At 58.2% G+C, this 15,114-nt stretch carries 17 protein-coding genes; 6 read left to right on the top strand and 11 right to left on the bottom strand.

Going from position 1 to position 15,114, the window contains the following annotated elements:
• Positions 1-126: 126 nt before the first annotated feature.
• Complete coding sequence (locus tag GOB82_RS10470; RefSeq protein ID WP_166122819.1) at positions 127-576, top strand: winged helix-turn-helix transcriptional regulator; 450 nt, start codon at positions 127-129, stop codon at positions 574-576.
• A 132-nt stretch (positions 577-708) separates the two neighbouring features.
• On the opposite strand, the gene GOB82_RS10465 is transcribed toward GOB82_RS10470, so the two are convergent.
• The 8 genes from GOB82_RS10465 to GOB82_RS10430 all read right to left on the bottom strand — a co-directional run bounded on the left by GOB82_RS10465 (position 709) and on the right by GOB82_RS10430 (position 8,259).
• Positions 709-2,100, bottom strand: coding sequence for an NAD-dependent succinate-semialdehyde dehydrogenase (locus GOB82_RS10465; protein WP_166122817.1), 1,392 nt, complete (start codon positions 2,098-2,100; stop codon positions 709-711).
• A 69-nt stretch (positions 2,101-2,169) separates the two neighbouring features.
• Positions 2,170-3,198: an alcohol dehydrogenase AdhP gene (adhP, locus tag GOB82_RS10460; protein WP_166122815.1), complete on the bottom strand. Its 1,029-nt coding sequence runs from the start codon at positions 3,196-3,198 to the stop codon at positions 2,170-2,172.
• Positions 3,199-3,278: 80 nt separating this feature from the next.
• The gene (locus GOB82_RS10455; RefSeq protein WP_166122813.1) at positions 3,279-4,703 is read right to left on the bottom strand and encodes an NAD(P)(+) transhydrogenase (Re/Si-specific) subunit beta; all 1,425 of its coding nucleotides are present in this window, start codon (positions 4,701-4,703) and stop codon (positions 3,279-3,281) included.
• Positions 4,700-5,038, bottom strand: a complete 339-nt coding sequence (locus GOB82_RS10450; RefSeq protein WP_166122811.1) for an NAD(P) transhydrogenase subunit alpha — start codon at positions 5,036-5,038, stop codon at positions 4,700-4,702. The genes GOB82_RS10455 and GOB82_RS10450 overlap by 4 nt, the downstream gene beginning before the upstream one ends.
• 4 nt (positions 5,039-5,042) lie before the next feature.
• The gene (locus GOB82_RS10445) at positions 5,043-6,215 is read right to left on the bottom strand and encodes an NAD(P) transhydrogenase subunit alpha (RefSeq protein ID WP_166122809.1); all 1,173 of its coding nucleotides are present in this window, start codon (positions 6,213-6,215) and stop codon (positions 5,043-5,045) included.
• A gap of 190 nt (positions 6,216-6,405) precedes the next feature.
• Complete coding sequence (locus tag GOB82_RS13685; RefSeq protein ID WP_166122807.1) at positions 6,406-6,660, bottom strand: hypothetical protein; 255 nt, start codon at positions 6,658-6,660, stop codon at positions 6,406-6,408.
• Positions 6,661-6,936: 276 nt separating this feature from the next.
• The gene (locus tag GOB82_RS13680; RefSeq protein WP_166122805.1) at positions 6,937-7,677 is read right to left on the bottom strand and encodes a helix-turn-helix transcriptional regulator; all 741 of its coding nucleotides are present in this window, start codon (positions 7,675-7,677) and stop codon (positions 6,937-6,939) included.
• Between the two features lie 60 nt (positions 7,678-7,737).
• Positions 7,738-8,259, bottom strand: a complete 522-nt coding sequence (locus GOB82_RS10430) for an acyl-homoserine-lactone synthase (RefSeq protein ID WP_166122803.1) — start codon at positions 8,257-8,259, stop codon at positions 7,738-7,740.
• A 376-nt stretch (positions 8,260-8,635) separates the two neighbouring features.
• Between GOB82_RS10430 and GOB82_RS10425 the strand changes: the two genes are divergently transcribed.
• Positions 8,636-8,959: a hypothetical protein gene (locus GOB82_RS10425; protein ID WP_166122801.1), complete on the top strand. Its 324-nt coding sequence runs from the start codon at positions 8,636-8,638 to the stop codon at positions 8,957-8,959.
• A 64-nt stretch (positions 8,960-9,023) separates the two neighbouring features.
• Here GOB82_RS10425 and gabT read toward each other — a convergent pair whose 3' ends face one another.
• Both gabT and GOB82_RS10415 read right to left on the bottom strand, forming a co-directional pair.
• A complete protein-coding gene (gabT, locus tag GOB82_RS10420) occupies positions 9,024-10,304 on the bottom strand; it encodes a 4-aminobutyrate--2-oxoglutarate transaminase (RefSeq protein WP_166122799.1) in 1,281 nt (426 codons plus the stop codon).
• A 161-nt stretch (positions 10,305-10,465) separates the two neighbouring features.
• Entirely contained in the window at positions 10,466-11,398 is a 933-nt protein-coding gene (locus GOB82_RS10415; protein WP_166122797.1) for a LysR substrate-binding domain-containing protein, read from the bottom strand.
• 479 nt (positions 11,399-11,877) lie between these two features.
• Here GOB82_RS10415 and GOB82_RS13555 point away from each other — a divergent pair, with 479 nt between their 5' ends.
• From GOB82_RS13555 to GOB82_RS10400, 4 genes are all read left to right on the top strand, one after another.
• A complete protein-coding gene (locus GOB82_RS13555; protein WP_265794504.1) occupies positions 11,878-12,009 on the top strand; it encodes a hypothetical protein in 132 nt (43 codons plus the stop codon).
• 282 nt (positions 12,010-12,291) lie between these two features.
• Positions 12,292-12,846: a DUF1643 domain-containing protein gene (locus GOB82_RS10410; RefSeq protein WP_166122795.1), complete on the top strand. Its 555-nt coding sequence runs from the start codon at positions 12,292-12,294 to the stop codon at positions 12,844-12,846.
• Between the two features lie 140 nt (positions 12,847-12,986).
• Entirely contained in the window at positions 12,987-14,264 is a 1,278-nt protein-coding gene (locus tag GOB82_RS10405; RefSeq protein WP_166122793.1) for an aminopeptidase, read from the top strand.
• A gap of 47 nt (positions 14,265-14,311) precedes the next feature.
• On the top strand, positions 14,312-14,875 hold the full coding sequence (locus GOB82_RS10400) for a hypothetical protein (protein WP_242007345.1): 564 nt from the start codon (positions 14,312-14,314) through the stop codon (positions 14,873-14,875).
• 97 nt (positions 14,876-14,972) lie between these two features.
• Here GOB82_RS10400 and GOB82_RS10395 read toward each other — a convergent pair whose 3' ends face one another.
• A complete protein-coding gene (locus GOB82_RS10395; protein WP_166122789.1) occupies positions 14,973-15,113 on the bottom strand; it encodes a hypothetical protein in 141 nt (46 codons plus the stop codon).
• Position 15,114: the final 1 nt, after the last annotated feature.

Genomic DNA, 15,114 nt, shown 5'->3' with positions numbered 1-15,114 from the left:
GTCGCAGCGAATGTCGCTGCGACAGCATCATTCTGTTCTGATCGCTCTGTCATGAACAGAACACATCACCACACTATAAACTCAACAAGGCGTCTCACTCCGGAAGCTTACCGCTATCAAGATGCAATGGACTGCGAAAAAATCTCTGGCGGAAAATGCGCCATTGCCCATGGTGTCGCCCGTGTTGGGGATGCGTGGAGCATGATGATCCTGCGCGACGCGGGGCTGGGCCTTTCACGATTCGATGAGTTCCACAAAAGCCTCGGCATAGCGCCCAATATCCTGACGCGCCGCCTCACGATGCTCGTTGATCAGGGGCTTCTCAAACGTCGGCAGTATTGTGACAGGCCGCCAAGAGACGAATTTGTGCTGACCGAAGCAGGACGAGATTACCTCCCCATCCTGCACGCGCTCAGTGCCTGGACACAGCGGCACTTCGCTGACCGTCAGTTCAGCCAACTGGTGGATGCGCAGACGGCCGTACCTGTTGAGCCTGTTGTCGTGGATCGTGTAACGGGCCGCCCGACCGGGGAGATGGTATTGCGGCTCGTAGAATCCGGTCTTTCGGAAGGATAAATCCTCGCCCTCATTTTCACTGAAAGCTTACGGGCGTTTTCACCCGCCGGAACTGAACCGTGCCTCGTCCACCCTGGATTACGGTGATTTTGATCGGTCAAGCCGCCTATCGGCGGCTTGACCTCTTTATGTTCAGAACGGCGCGTCGATATCGACGACGTCGATCAGTTTGTGGTTCACGAATTCCTTGATACCGAGACCGACGAGTTCACGGCCGAAACCAGACCGTAGCACCCCACCGAACGGCAGATCGGCCTTCACCATCGTCGGATGGTTGACGAACACCATGCCCGTCTCGATACGCTTGGCAACACGCTCCCCACGAGCTTCGTCCCTGGTGAAAACAGAGCCGCCGAGGCCATAGGGAGAGTCGTTCGCGATGCGGACCGCATCGTCTTCATCCTTGACGCGGAACAGCATGGAGACCGGGCCAAAGAACTCCTCACGCATGGCGGGGTTGTTTTCATCGACATCCGTGAGAATGACAGGGCGGAAGAACGCCCCGCTGTTCGGCTGGTCCAGAGGAATTTCCTCGGCCTTCGCACCGGCCTTCACGGCGCGTTCGACCTGCTTGCGCAGGCCATCCACCGCGCCCTGCGAGGAAAGCGGGGCCAGCGTTGTGGTCGGGTCCATCGGGTCACCCATCTTCAGCTTGGCGACGCCTTCGCGATAGCGCGCGAGGAACTCATCATAGATCGAATCAACGATGATCATGCGCTTGGATGACACACAGACCTGACCGGCGTTCCAGTGGCGGCCGAACACCGCCCACTTCACCGTCTTTTCGAGATCGGCATCTTCCAGAACGATGAAGGCGTCCGCGCCGCCCAGTTCCATCGTGCATTTCTTCAGGGCCAGACCGGCCTCAGATGCAACTTGTGCCCCAGCACCTTCCGAACCCGTGAGCGCGACACCACGCACACGAGGATCAGCGATGATGCGCGAGATCTGTGTGTAATTTGGGTAAAGATTACGGAAAGCGCCGTCAGGAAGGCCGGCTTCGATCATCAGCTTGTCCATGGCCGCTGCGCATTGCGGAACATTGGACGCATGTTTCAGGACAATTGTGTTCCCCGCAGAAAGCTGCGGCGCGATAATGCGGGCGACCTGATAGAACGGGAAGTTCCACGGTTCGACGGCCAGCAGAATACCGAGCGGCTGGTGAACGATCTTCGCGCGCCCTTCCTGCGGATCGGCAACGGGCAGGTCCTCAGGAACCAGCAGCGCCTCCGCATGCTTCGCATAATATTCGAAGATGGCGGCCGACAGTTCCGTTTCGGCTTTCGCTTCAGCAAACAGCTTGCCCATTTCGAGGGTGAGAAGCCTGGAATAGCTGTCGATATCGCGGCGCAGGATGTCGGCCGCATTCTGCATGACCTTCGCGCGCTGGGCGAAAGAGGTCTCCCGCCATGAGAGAAAAGCCGCATGAGCCTTGTCGAGCGCGGTGTCTACTTCGGTGTCTGTCGCGTTCGGAAAGACCTTGAGTTGCTCATTCGTGAACGGATTGACGGTAGCATAGGCCATAACTCGGATCCTTATCGTTTTGGGAGCTATTTGAGCGATTTCGGAAGCAATGTGGAAGCCACAATCACGTTAACCGCGAAAATCAAGCACAACTCGCCCATCAATGCGACCGTTCTGCAGGTCATCAAAGATACTGTTGATATTTTCGAGCTTGTCCGTCTTCACGACTGAATGAATTTTCCCTTCCGCGAAAAAGGACAAGGCCTCGATCATATCCAGACGTGTGCCGACGATCGAGCCCCGCACGGTCGTTCCCGCCATGACCATGTCAAAAATCGAGAGCGGGAAATCGCCAGGAGGCAGGCCATTCAACACGATTGTCCCGCCGCGGCGCGTATAGCCCATGGCCTGTGCGAAGGCTGTCCTTGATACCGCCGTCACCAGCACGCCGTGAGCCCCCCCGATTTCCTTCTGCACGAAGGTTGCCGGGTCCGTATTCTTGGCATTGACTGTCAGGGCGGCCCCAAGCTTGCGCGCCGTCTCGAGTTTCTCGTCATCAATATCGACCGCCACGATGTTCAGGCCCATCGCGATACCATATTGAACCGCCATCTGCCCAAGCCCCCCGACACCGGAGATAGCCACCCAGTTTCCCGGCCGGGCCTCCGTCATCTTGAGGCCCTTGTAGACAGTCAGACCGGCACAGAGCACAGGCGCGATCTGGATCGGATCAACACCGTCCGGGATACGCGCGACATAATTCGGGTCCGCGACGACATACTCGGCAAAGCAACCATTGACGGTATACCCCGTGTCGTCCTGCTTTTCGCAGAGCGTTTCCCAACCGCCGAGACAATGTTCGCAGTGGCCACAGGCTGAGTAAAGCCACGGCACACCAACGCGATCACCTTCCTTGACCCATTTGACATTGCTGCCGACCTGCACAACACGCCCGACACCTTCATGGCCCGGCGTGAACGGGGGCGTGGGCTTCGTCGGCCAGTCACCCCGTGCGGCGTGCAGATCCGTGTGGCAGACACCGCAGGCTTCCATCTTCACCAGAATATGGTTCTGATCGATGGTGGGAATTTCGAGTTCCTCGATCGTCAGCGGCTTTCCAAACTCACGAACAACGGCAGCCTTCATTTTGGCGCACATGTTTTCACTCCTTGTCTCACGCTCTGCTTCGTGCCTGCCTCTGCCGACGGACCGCATGTCCGGCGTGAGAAGCCGAAGCGTTAATTGCTTCCCAGTGCCTTCAGGGCTTCCACCATCCTGCTCAGAACAGCCTGGGCATCGCCAAAGATCATCGTGGTGTTTTCATTGAAGAACAGGGGATTCTGGACCCCGGAATATCCGGTTCCCTGACCGCGCTTGATGACGTAAACCTGTTTCGCCTGATCAGCATTGAGAATGGGCATGCCGTAAATCGGCGAGGACTTGTCTGTCCGCGCGGACGGATTGACCACATCGTTCGCACCGATGATGAGCGCGACATCCGTCGTCTTGAAGCTGTCGTTGATGTCGTCCATGTCGAAAATCATGTCGTACGGCACGCCGGCCTCGGCGAGCAGCACGTTCATGTGCCCCGGCATGCGTCCCGCGACCGGATGGATCGCAAACTTCACGTCCACCCCCGCCGCGACCAGCAGCTTCACCATCTCGTAGAGCTTCTGCTGGGCCTGTGCGACAGCCAGACCATAGCCCGGAATAATGATGACGCTGGACGCATAGCGCATGCTTGTCGCGGCATCGCCTGCATCGACGCTCTTCATTTCGCCCTGCGGCCCCGCGGCGGCGGCGGATGTCGCCCCGAAGTTGCTGAACAGGACGTTCATGATCGAGCGGTTCATGGCTTTGGCCATCAGCGCTGTCAGGAGCGTGCCCGCCGAACCCACAACCATACCGGCGATCATCAGAGCCGGATCGGCCATGACATACCCTTCGAGGCCGACGGCCAAACCGGTGAACGCGTTGTAGAGTGAAATCACGACCGGCATGTCGGCGCCGCCAATGGGCATGGTCATGCACACGCCGAAGAACAGCGCGCCCAAGAAGAAGAGGCCGGAGTAAAGCCCGGCATTCTCCGCGCCCTGGGTGCCCGCCACAACGGTCATCACGCCGATAGCCAGCGTCGCCGCGAAAACGAGAGCGTTAAAAAGACGCTGGCCTGAAAAACGCATCGGGTTATTGATATGCCCGGCGAGCTTCGCCCAGGCGATCACCGAACCCGTCAGCGAGATGCAGCCGATGAGACCGCCCGCGACCGTGACGCCGAGATGCAGCGCCGAACTCTCCTGATGACGCAGCAGCGCCACCGCCGCCACCGCTGCGGCCGAGCCGCCGCCCATGCCGTTGAAGAGCGCCACCATTTCGGGCATCGCCGTCATCGGAACAGTGCGGCCCTGACGTCCTGCCCACAGGCCGCCAATCAGCAGCGCGAGCACGGCCAGACCAATATTGACCGGCAAATGGCTACGCACGTCGTCCGGGACATTAACCACGCCGAGGAAACTGATGACCACGACGAACGCCATACCCCATCCCGCGATGACGATGCCGCGTACGGCCGTGACGGGAGATGACATGCCTTTCAGGCCGTAGATAAACAGCCCTGAGGCGACAAGACCGCTCAGGCCGATGATATAGTCGATGAGTGTCATGACGCCGCCTTCTGGTTTGCAGCATTTTTCGTGGCTGTGGTCGCGGCGCTGGGCTTGAACATGGCCAGCATGCGATCGGTCACGACATAGCCGCCCATGACGTTACCGGCCCCGAACAGGACCCCGATAAAACCGACGATCTGTTCAGGAATTGTGGTTGCTGAGAACAGCGCCGAAAGCGCGCCCACAACCACGATGCCGTGAATGAAGTTGGAGCCGGACATCAGAGGCGTATGAAGGATTGATGGCACGCGGCTGATGACCACGTAGCCCGTGAAGGCCGCCAGCATGAAGATGTAGAGGGCAATGACGAAGGTCATTGAGGTAATGGCCATCGGATTATCCTTTCGTCGCTGGCGCGGGGGGAGCGGCGGTCGGCGCGGGATCCGCCCCTTCGACCACCTGCCGCACGCCATCGTTGGTGATCTTGCCGTCATGGGTCAGGAGCGTTTTCGCGATGACTTCATCCGTCATGTCGAGCGAGATCTTGCCGTCCTTGATAATCTGCTGAAGCAGATTGAGGACATTCTTGGCATAAAGCTCACTCGCCTGTTCAGCGAGACAGGACGGCAGATTGACCGGGCCGACGATCATGGCCGGACCGACCTGAACGGTCTCACCCGCTTTCGTGCCTTCGCAGTTGCCGCCGCCCTCGGCTGCCATGTCCACAATGACCGCGCCCTGCTTCATTTTCGCGATCTGCTCCGCGTCGATCAGGCGCGGCGCGCGGCGGCCCGGCACGGCGGCCGTCGTCACGATGAGGTCTGCGCGGGCGATATGGTCGGTCAGGACGGCGCGCACCTTGGCCTTTTCCTGCTCCGTCAGTTCGCGGGCATAACCGCCCTGACCCGTCGCATCCACGCCGGTATCGACGAATTTGGCGCCAAGAGAGTGCGCCTCTTCCTTCGTTTCCGGTCGAACGTCATACCCCTCGGTCACTGCACCCAAACGATGCGCCGTGGCCAGAGCCTGAAGCCCGGCAACACCCAGCCCCATGACCAGAACCTGGGCGGCCCGCAGGGAGCCGACCGCCGTTGTCATCATCGGCAGGATCTTCTGCATATGGGTGGTACCGAGCAGGACGGCGTAATACCCGGCCAGTGTTGCCTGGCTCGACAGTACGTCCATCGCCTGCGCGCGGCTGATACGTGGCACCTGCTCCATCGCGAAGCAGGAAATTTTTCCATCACGCAGCGCCTTGACCAGTTCGGGATGATTGCGGCCATAGAACAGGGAGATGAGGATTGCTCCCGGCTTCATGGCCGAAATCGCGCTGAGCGATGGCGGATTAACAGCAAGCACGATGTCCGCCGAAGCGACCATGTCGCGCTGGGAGGTTTCGATGGAGACGTCCTTGTAGGCACTGTCGAGATAGGAAGACGCAACGCCCGCGCCTGCTTCGAGAGCCAGCCCGCAGCCCAGCTTCACAAGCCGTGCTGCGACGTCCGGAACGAGCGCGACGCGCCGTTCCCCAGCCTCCGTTTCTTTGAGGGTAACGATTTTCAAGGGCATGGTTGTTCCCCGTGTAATATGGAGCTTTTGTAATCGGAGTCCTGTCGGTGGGCATTGAGGGAAATCAAAACGCCCGGCGCGATAGATAAATTTTTTTTCACAATGTTGGGGTGTGAGGGAAATGCACTGGTGAGGAGACAGAGATGTATGGGTAGGAAAATATAGCAGGGCGGATCGACATTCACTTAATTCAGGTCATGGCTGCCGCGAGATGAATGAAGCCTGTGGAATGGATGGTTCTGCAAGTGTCACGCGGTACGAAACGATGAAAATGTTTGAAATGATTGAGATATTCCTCGATACAGTTGCGACTTTTGTAAAAAATACGGTCGTGCGGCATGAGGGGCTTGCGCGTGCCCTGTGAAGGAATGACAGCCTTTACCTTCATGAGGGTGATCTTCCCGTGGAACCCGGTGTTGCCATAAGCGTTACCGGCGATGGCCACGAGAAATATGCAACCACCCTTGCTGGCTTTTACGGCATCGTATTCGCCAAGACATGCTCAATCACGCTCCACAGATGGTCCAATGTGCATAACACCCGCTACAGCGGGGCAACGGTCTCTCTATCGTCTGACATGAAATCCCCTGTATTCTATGAAACATTTTTTGATTTCTTGTGGAAAAACTGCGGCGTGTTTCCAAAATCTGGCAAGGAGTCTGGCGTGCATGAAAGGTATGGTGGGGGTGCGTTGATGTGTGCGAACGGGCAAGGTGAACCGTTAGATGATCCCCAGACGGATGGCCCGGGCAACAGCGCCGCAGGTTGTCTGGCTGCGGAGTTTATTGCGTGCGGAAGAGAGATAAAGGCGGATTGCGGCTTCGGAAATCCCCAGTTTTTCACTGATCCGCTGCGCCATCAGGCCGTCCGCGCAGAGGGAGAGGCAATCTTTTTCGCGTGCAGAAAGGCTTGGGATCTCCATGTTCAACCTCAAGCCTGCTTTGCGGGCCTGCCATTCGTGCAGGTAGATGCCAACCTGGCTGAACGTTCGGGCGTACCGGCTTCTCACGGACGGGAGGAAAGCATTCTGACTGGTTATGGTCAGAATGCCCAGTTCTCCTCTCAGGCCCCGCAAAGGGATGGTTAATCCGGATTTTCCAACGCCATAATCACGGGATACCTCCATAACGTGACTTTCCCGCGTGGTTTCACAGACAATTTCTGACCAGTCAAAAGGTAATGCGCTCTGGAAGACAGTTTTGACTGTTGGATCGTCCTTTATAAAACCCTTGGAAAGATACAGTTCCTGCCATTCTTCAGTATATGTTGTGATAATGGAAGGGTTTTTTCTTTGTTCAGGAATGGAGGAGAGGAAGGCGTACGTGATATTTTGCAGACCAGACGATGCTTTTATGGTCTCGACGACTTTCAAAATATCATCATGCGTGTCTGATTCATCGATTTCATCAAAAGAGGCATCAGATATTTTGATGAAATCGGGATCAAATTCCGAGCTTGTCATACAGGTCAGGCACACTCTGAAGGAGAGGCCTGATACTGTATGAGCGTGCCGCGCGTCTGTCTATGATGCGAGTGCGTAGCGATGCGCTATGTCCCGCATGCGGGCTTCGGACATCTCAAAGGTTCCCAGAACAATGGGCTTATCGTCCCATACCGAGGTCGTGACAGGGACCGGGTCCCACCCGGAGCGCATCAGGATGCGATACATGGGTTTGAAGAAAACCCCTGTTACAACGTCAATGCCACCATCAAGGCATATTTCTGAAAGTTTTACAAAAAGCTCTCCCGTATAGGCTGCGGGGTCCTCTTTCCGGTAGGTGGCGCAATAGCGGGTCACCTCCCAGATGTTTGAGCCGTAGATATCGGGGCAATCAGGGAAAAAGCGGTGGAAAACGTTGCGCAGCATCGTCGGGCCGGTTGTCGGCAGAAGTCTTATTGATGTCGCGTGTGAACCATCAGGGCGCTCTACAACAATATAGAGAGGGTTGTATTCCCTGTCATATTCATCTTCTTCCCGCTCGTGCTCTACTTTCACATCCCAGTTCATGCGTGTGTGAAAGACATCGGCTCGCGCCCGAACCATATTTTCATAAGTTCTGTAGTTTTTCATTCTCTCTGAGAACGTGAAGACTTTGATCATGTCATTATCCATTGGTGGTTCGGATAATGAAAATTAACTTTTTGGCGCTTTGTAAAAATATAGAGATAATACTATATTGATTTATGGTCTTTGGTTTTTGTAACCTGTCGGGCTTGGCCTTTGTCTGGAAAGTTAATGTCTGCCGTCAGGAGGGAAGAGATATGTCCCATCCGCGTCTCGCTTCTATTCCGGCTTTTTGCGTCGCCTGAGGGAGGCAGGCACTCTGGGGGGAGAGTCTTCAGCAACGCAGGGCCGCATGGTTTTAAATGGAAAGAGAGTGTGTGAAAGCTCACTCTGCCAGAGCAGAAAGGGCATCACTATGCTGACGGAAGAGGAAGTTTTTCAGGAAATCCGTGATCGTGAACGGCGGATAGGGCTTCTTGTCAAACGCTTGCCCGTGCGGATGCAGGCGTTTGTGCACAGGCTGAGGCAGCCGGAAGCGCGCTGGGTTCGCATGCCTGCCGGCGTGTTTTTCATTCTGGGTGGCTGTCTGGCCATTCTGCCGGTGTTTGGGCTGTGGATGCTGCCGCTGGGCGTGTTGCTGCTTTCAGAAGATGTTCCATCCCTGAAGCGCCTGACCAACAGGGCGCTGGCCTGGGTGGAGAGGAAGCGCCCGCACTGGCTGGGGTTACCCCACCTGTAACGGGCATCTTTTTTCCTGCATTCCGGCTCAGACAGTGTGCCTGATGGTGGGTGGCAGTAGCTGATTATGCCGGGCGCGCCAGAGCATCTTCAAGAAGGGCCAGGCCCTCGTCCAGAATGGCGTCAGAGGCGGTCAGGGGTGTCAGGATACGGATGGTCGCGCCATGCACACCGCACGCCAGAAGGATCAGCCCTTTTTCACAGGACAGAGTGCAGAGCCTGCCTGCGGCCCCGGCATGCTGCTGTGTGCTGCCGCGCTCTTCCAGAAGATCAAACGCAATCATGGCTCCCAGACCGCGGGGCATGCTGATGGGGAGCAGATCGGTGCGTTTGTGCCAGCTTTCAATGCGGGTGCGCAGGCGTGCCCCCATGGCATTGGCGCGGTCCAGCAGTTTTTCTTCCTCAATAATGTCCAGCACGGCAAGGGCCGCCGCACAGGCCAGCGGTGCTCCGGCATATGTGCCGCCAAGGCCACCGGGGGGCACGGAGTCCATCAGGTCTGCTCGGCCGATCACACCGGAAATCGGCAAACCGCCGCCGAGGGATTTCGCAACAGAAACCAGATCAGGCTCCACGCCGGAATGTTCAATGCCGAACAGTTTTCCGGTGCGGGCAAAGCCGCTCTGTACTTCGTCCGCAATCAGCAGGATGCCGTGCTCATCGCACAGGCGGCGCAGGTCTTTCAGAAGGGCCGCAGGTGCAACACGGAAGCCGCCTTCACCCTGCACGGGCTCAATAATAATGGCCGCAACCTGCGTGGGCGCGATATCCGCGGCAAACAGGAAGTGCAGCATTTTCAGGCTTTCTTCCACCGTGACATCCGTATCCGGAAACGGAATGTGATAGACCTGTCCGGGAAGCGTTCCAAAAGGTGCTTTGTAAGGAAGAACTTTTCCGGTCATGGCTGAGGCGAGCAGCGTGCGGCCATGAAACCCCCCGCAGAATGCAATAACCGCATTCCGGCCGGTTGCCGCACGCGCTATCTTGACGGCGTTTTCTGTGGCCTCGCCTCCGGTGGAGAAGAAGATGGTTTTGGCCGGACCGGAAAACGGAGCACGTTCATTCAGCTTTTCGGCCAGCGCGATATAGGATTCATAAGGGGAGACCTGAAAGGCGGTATGCGTGAAGCGCTCAAGCTGCGCTTTGACAGCCGCAACAACCTTCGGGTGACGGTGCCCGACATTCAGCACGGCAATGCCGCCGCCGAAATCAATATACCGCCGGCCTTCCACGTCCCACACTTCTGCATTTTCAGCGCGATCTGCGAAAATCGGAGTGGATGAGGCAACGCCGCGCGGGACTGCGTTGGCGCGGCGGGCCAGAAGATCAGTGTTGGTGGTGCTCATACCGTTGGACTCCTGAACGATGGGCGCGCGGGAGAAGGGCGAACCCGACAGACGTGTTCCAAGGCCGTAAATGGTTTTTCGCTACAGCGGGAGGCGATTTTTTTCAGTGTGGCTGGTGATGTTGTATCACCGGTGAGGCGTGGCGGCCTCTTTCCATACCGTCAGCACAGATGGGCGTCTGTTACCTGTTCCAGAAGCCAGGCACGGAAGAGGCTCAGGGCATGGTTTTCCCAGCCACGCTCTGTGGCGCGCAGCACGTAGGCGCCAAGAGGCGTTTCTTCCAGCGGGGTCCGGGCAGGCTGGATGCGGAGCAGGCGGCCGGTTTCCAGATCATCCCCCAGCAGGAACGGGTTGCTGAGCGCAATGCCTTCTCCGGCGCGGGCTGCGGCCAGTGTAATATGTGCCTGCCAGAGCCGCCCGGCGCTGGGAATGGTTCCGGCGGGAACATGCTGGGCCTCGAACCACAGCCGCCACTCGGTCTCATCTTCTTCCTGAAGCAGGGGGGCGTGGAGCAGATCGGCCACGGTGTCCGGCTGCCCGCCCAGCGCCGCCAGCCCGGCGGGTGACACCACGGGAAAAACCGGTGGCCGCGCAATGGTGACGCTGCACAGGCCACGCGGGGTGGGTGTGGTGGCATCATCCCGCACGTAGCAAATGTCTGCATGTGTCTCGGCAGCAATACCGGGGGCGTGGAAGGGTGTGCTGGCATCAATCGGGCGGAGGAGGACCTCCATTTTCGGATGTGCCCGGCGAAAGGCGGCAAGGCGCGGCAGGAGCCAGTGGTAGGCAAAGCCATGCACGCAGGTCACGGTCAGGCTGGGGGCCTGCTGCCGGACCTCCGCGGTGGCGCGTGCCAACCCGTCCAGATGCGGTGTGATCTGCGTATAGTAAGTGTGTCCCGCCTGGGTGAGGCCGCCCGTTGCGCGGTCGCGCAGTGTTGTGCCGAGACTTTGCTCCAGATCACGGAGATGCCGGCTGATGGCGGCATGGTCCACCCGCAGTTCCGCCGCGGCACGCCGGATGCCCCCGGTGCGGGCAAAAGCGGCAAAGGCATTGAGGGCAGCCAGAGGCGGAATGCGGTATCGTTGGTCCATAAGGGTGCAAGCTGGGATGTGGGCCAGTACCGTGAGCGCAAAAGACGCCGAGTGCAAGCTGAGGGCGGGGCGCCATACATGCGGCGAATCCCGGCATTTCCGGCGGGGTTGGGTGGCATGATGTGTGGAGGCAGCATGTTTTTCCGGCGAGAGATGAGAAAAACTGCGAAAAACAGCCGATTTTTGATCACGAAACAGTTATGCTCAAATTTTAATCATGTGAATGGAAAATAATCTTTTTTGGGCGTTGGAACGGGGTGCTGGCCGTGCACTGCCTGTTTTTTATACTACAAATATTCCCGGTATAAGGTGAGAAAGCACGCTGGTTGATTTGAATGATGAGTGTGCCATCACTTCCATGGCAGAAGAAGTTGCAATGCATTTTCTTGAGGTCTGGGTCTCTTTATTTTCCTGTTGCGCAAATAAAGGAAGGTGTGGTTCTAGCCCACCCACACGATCACCCATGAGGAAAAAACATAATGCTTATTCATGTTGTTAATGACGCCATTTCTGCTGCCATGCAGGTTGCTCCGATGGCTCCTATGCTTGCCTTCCTGCCGAGTGTTGCCATGCTGATGCTGGCCACGGTGTTTTCTGACCGCACAGTCTGAGCGTTCCGCATACGCGGAGTTGCTTTAATCTGTGTTGCCTGTTCCGGCTGCATGTCAGCCCTTGCGAGGCAAACACAGATGTCCGGACCGTCATTCCTGAAGAATGACGTCAGTCCGGGGCGGGCCGGTTTTCCGGGCCTGACCACCATTGCCCCAGAGTGCGCGCACGGCGCAGTAGAGGCGGCATTTTCCCTGACATGGCTTCCCTGACACGGCTTTCTGTTTAAAACCGGAGGTCAGTCTTCCTGAGAAGACTGTTGTTGCCACGGTTCGGGATCGCTCATGCAGGATCTTTTCAACGCACACCATGTGGGGGACTCACGCCCCCTTGGCCTGTCTGATGATGTTGTCAGCACCGCAACCTATGGCGGGCCGGACCAGTGCTATCGTTACACGCTGAAGCGTGTGTGGGATGCCTCACGTCCCGTTGTCATGTGGCTGATGATGAACCCGTCCGTCGCCACGGAAGTGGGGGATGACCGTACTGTGGCCAAATGCCAGCGCTATGCCCGTGCGTGGGGGTACGGGGGTATTCTGGTGGGAAATACCTTTGCCTATCGCTGCACGGACCAGAAGCGTCTGCTGGAAACGGCAGACCCTGTGGGGCCGGAGAATGATGCCGCCCTTCTGGGCATGGCGCGGGAGGCGGATCTGGTTATTGCCGCCTATGGCGCTCCGCACCACAAGGGGCTGCGCGCGCGCGGGCCGGAGGTTGTGCAGTATCTCCAGCAGAACGGCATTGCCGTTTATGCCCTGAAAGTCGGGGTGAATGGGCGGCCCTGCCACCCGCTTTACCTGCCTGCAGCACTCAAGCCGTTTCTGCTGCCTGCGCCCTGATCGGGGGTGCGTGGCGGTGCAGACGGTTGACTGATGCGCGGCTTCAGTATCCGATCAGCCCAGACAGTTCGTGCCGCCCTGCCGCTCGGGGCGTGCGGAACGGGAAGGGTGATACCCCAGGGTAAAGGGAAAGGATTGGAATGACAGGCTCGTCTCACAGGCAGAATGCCGGGCAGGAACAGAACACGCTGGAAAGCATGCTGGACCGGCTGGGGGAAGTGGCCGTTCGTACCGGTCTCAATGTGGCCCCCGGACAGCAGGTGATTATTACCGCACCGCTGGAGGCTGTGCCGCTGGTCCGGCGGGTGACGGAGCATGCCTATAAAGCCGGGGCGTCACTCGTGACCACCCTTTATACGGATGAAGAGACAACGCTGGCCCGCTACCGCTTCGGGCATGAGGAGACGTTTGATACGGCGGCTGAATGGCTCGCTCATGGCATGGCCGATGGCTTTCGGGCCGGTGCGGCGCGGCTGGCCATTACCGGCAGTAATCCCGCTCTGCTGGCAGGCCAGAACCCCGAGCATATTTCCCGCGCCAGCCGTGCGGCCTCCCGCGTGAACAGGCCGGCTATGGAAATCATCACCAGTTTTGATGTGAACTGGAATATTGTGGCAACCGCCACCCCGGCATGGGCCAGAATGGTGTTTCCTGATTTTCCGGAAGATCAGGCTGTGGCGCGGCTGTGGCAGGCGATTTTTGAAGCCTCCCGCCTGACGGGGGAAGACCCTGTGGCAGACTGGGCCGCTCATAATGTCACGCTGCATCGCCGTGCCGCGTTCCTGAATGACGCTCGTTATGCCGCGCTGCATTTTACCGGGCCGGGCACGGACCTGATTGTCGGGCTGGCCGATGGGCATGACTGGGCCGGGGGGGCGGAAAAAGCGGGGAATGGCATTGTCTGTAACCCCAATATCCCGACAGAAGAAGTGTTCACCACCCCGCACCGTCTGAAGGTGGATGGGTATGTGGCCAGCACCAAGCCCCTGTCTCATCAAGGCTCGCTGATTGACCAGATCCGTGTGCGGTTTGATGGCGGCAAAATTGTCGAGATGCACGCCGCAAAAGGGGAAGACGTTCTGGCGCGTGTGCTGGATACGGATGAAGGGGCGCGCAGGCTGGGAGAAGTGGCCCTTGTGCCGCATTCCTCACCAATTTCGCAGAGCGGGATTTTGTTCCAGAACACGCTGTTTGATGAAAATGCCGCCAGCCATATCGCGCTGGGGCAGGCCTATACCAAATGCATGCTGGATACGGCCGGGCAGGATGAGGCCGCTCTGGCCGCGCGCGGGGCGAACAGCAGCCTGATTCATATCGACTGGATGATTGGTTCAGGTGAAATTGATGTGGATGGCATTGATGCGAGCGGAGCCGCCGTGCCCCTGATGCGCAAAGGCGAATGGGCTGTTTCAGTATGACGCAGAGTGTGAAAAACACGTCTGTTTTCAGGAAGGAGATGTCTTTGATGAATGCAGTGACGAAAATGGCGCTGAGTGTCGCCCTGATGGCCGGGAGCATGCTGGTTCAGCCCGTTCTGGCCCAGAATGCGTTGGCCCAGAACGCTCCGGCCCAGACAGCCTCACCGGCGCAAGCGCCGGCCCCGGCTGCCAGACCCAACCTGACACCTGAGCAGGTGACAACCTTGCAGCGCGACATGAATACCGCCCTGCACTACAAGCTGGCACCTGATGTGGTGCCGCGCCTGACCTCTGCCCTGAAATCCATTCAGGCCGCACATATTCAGCCTCCCGGGCGGCTGGGGATGTCGATTGAAGAGCAGGTTGCTATGGTTGGAAAAGTGCCGGGTCTGGACCCTATTTTGAAAACCAATGGCTTTACGCCGCGTGAGTTTGTGATGAGCCTGACCTGCGTCGGCCTGACGGGCAGCCTGATGAACGTGCCGCCGGGGCAGGCAACCAGCAGGATCCCGACACCGGATGCCCAGAATGTTGCAATTCTGAAATCCAATCCGCAACAGTTGCAGGATCTGGTGACTGTTTTGCGCGCCGAGCATCACCCCGCGCAGTAAGGCGTGGCGCTATAAGCGCGGCGATTTTAGCGCAATGACAGCCCCTTCCGGCCTGAACCGGAAGGGCGCTGCTCCGGCGGGTGGCGTTGTCATGGCGTCACCCGTTTTTAAAAATTCCCGATTTTTCTGAGAAAAATTTCAGATTATGCGCCAACATGAGGTTGGCGGGCGTGTTTCGGCCTTGGCGCTGGCCTTCAACACTCGCCGCCATGCGCATCATCACCTTCTCGGGCGTCATG

This window comes from Acetobacter farinalis (assembly GCF_011516935.1).
Classification (GTDB): domain Bacteria; phylum Pseudomonadota; class Alphaproteobacteria; order Acetobacterales; family Acetobacteraceae; genus Acetobacter; species Acetobacter farinalis.
Note: the sequence above shows the minus strand (reverse complement) of the source record. Positions and strands in the feature narration are given on the sequence as shown.

Excerpts from the sequence above, each read along its gene's own strand:
- GOB82_RS10470 (WP_166122819.1), top strand. The coding sequence starts at position 127 with ATGGACTGCGAAAAAATCTCTGGCGGAAAATGCGCCATTGCCCATGGT.
- GOB82_RS10465 (WP_166122817.1), bottom strand. The coding sequence starts at position 2,100 with ATGGCCTATGCTACCGTCAATCCGTTCACGAATGAGCAACTCAAGGTC.
- adhP (WP_166122815.1), bottom strand. The coding sequence starts at position 3,198 with ATGTGCGCCAAAATGAAGGCTGCCGTTGTTCGTGAGTTTGGAAAGCCG.
- gabT (WP_166122799.1), bottom strand. The coding sequence starts at position 10,304 with ATGAGCACCACCAACACTGATCTTCTGGCCCGCCGCGCCAACGCAGTC.
- GOB82_RS10455 (WP_166122813.1), bottom strand. The coding sequence starts at position 4,703 with ATGACACTCATCGACTATATCATCGGCCTGAGCGGTCTTGTCGCCTCA.
- GOB82_RS13680 (WP_166122805.1), bottom strand. The coding sequence starts at position 7,677 with ATGACAAGCTCGGAATTTGATCCCGATTTCATCAAAATATCTGATGCC.
- GOB82_RS10425 (WP_166122801.1), top strand. The coding sequence starts at position 8,636 with ATGCTGACGGAAGAGGAAGTTTTTCAGGAAATCCGTGATCGTGAACGG.
- GOB82_RS10405 (WP_166122793.1), top strand. The coding sequence starts at position 12,987 with ATGACAGGCTCGTCTCACAGGCAGAATGCCGGGCAGGAACAGAACACG.
- GOB82_RS10415 (WP_166122797.1), bottom strand. The coding sequence starts at position 11,398 with ATGGACCAACGATACCGCATTCCGCCTCTGGCTGCCCTCAATGCCTTT.
- GOB82_RS10395 (WP_166122789.1), bottom strand. The coding sequence starts at position 15,113 with ATGACGCCCGAGAAGGTGATGATGCGCATGGCGGCGAGTGTTGAAGGC.
- GOB82_RS10400 (WP_242007345.1), top strand. The coding sequence starts at position 14,312 with ATGAATGCAGTGACGAAAATGGCGCTGAGTGTCGCCCTGATGGCCGGG.
- GOB82_RS10445 (WP_166122809.1), bottom strand. The coding sequence starts at position 6,215 with ATGCCCTTGAAAATCGTTACCCTCAAAGAAACGGAGGCTGGGGAACGG.
- GOB82_RS13555 (WP_265794504.1), top strand. The coding sequence starts at position 11,878 with ATGCTTATTCATGTTGTTAATGACGCCATTTCTGCTGCCATGCAGGTT.
- GOB82_RS10430 (WP_166122803.1), bottom strand. The coding sequence starts at position 8,259 with ATGGTTCGGGCGCGAGCCGATGTCTTTCACACACGCATGAACTGGGAT.
- GOB82_RS10450 (WP_166122811.1), bottom strand. The coding sequence starts at position 5,038 with ATGGCCATTACCTCAATGACCTTCGTCATTGCCCTCTACATCTTCATG.
- GOB82_RS10410 (WP_166122795.1), top strand. The coding sequence starts at position 12,292 with ATGCAGGATCTTTTCAACGCACACCATGTGGGGGACTCACGCCCCCTT.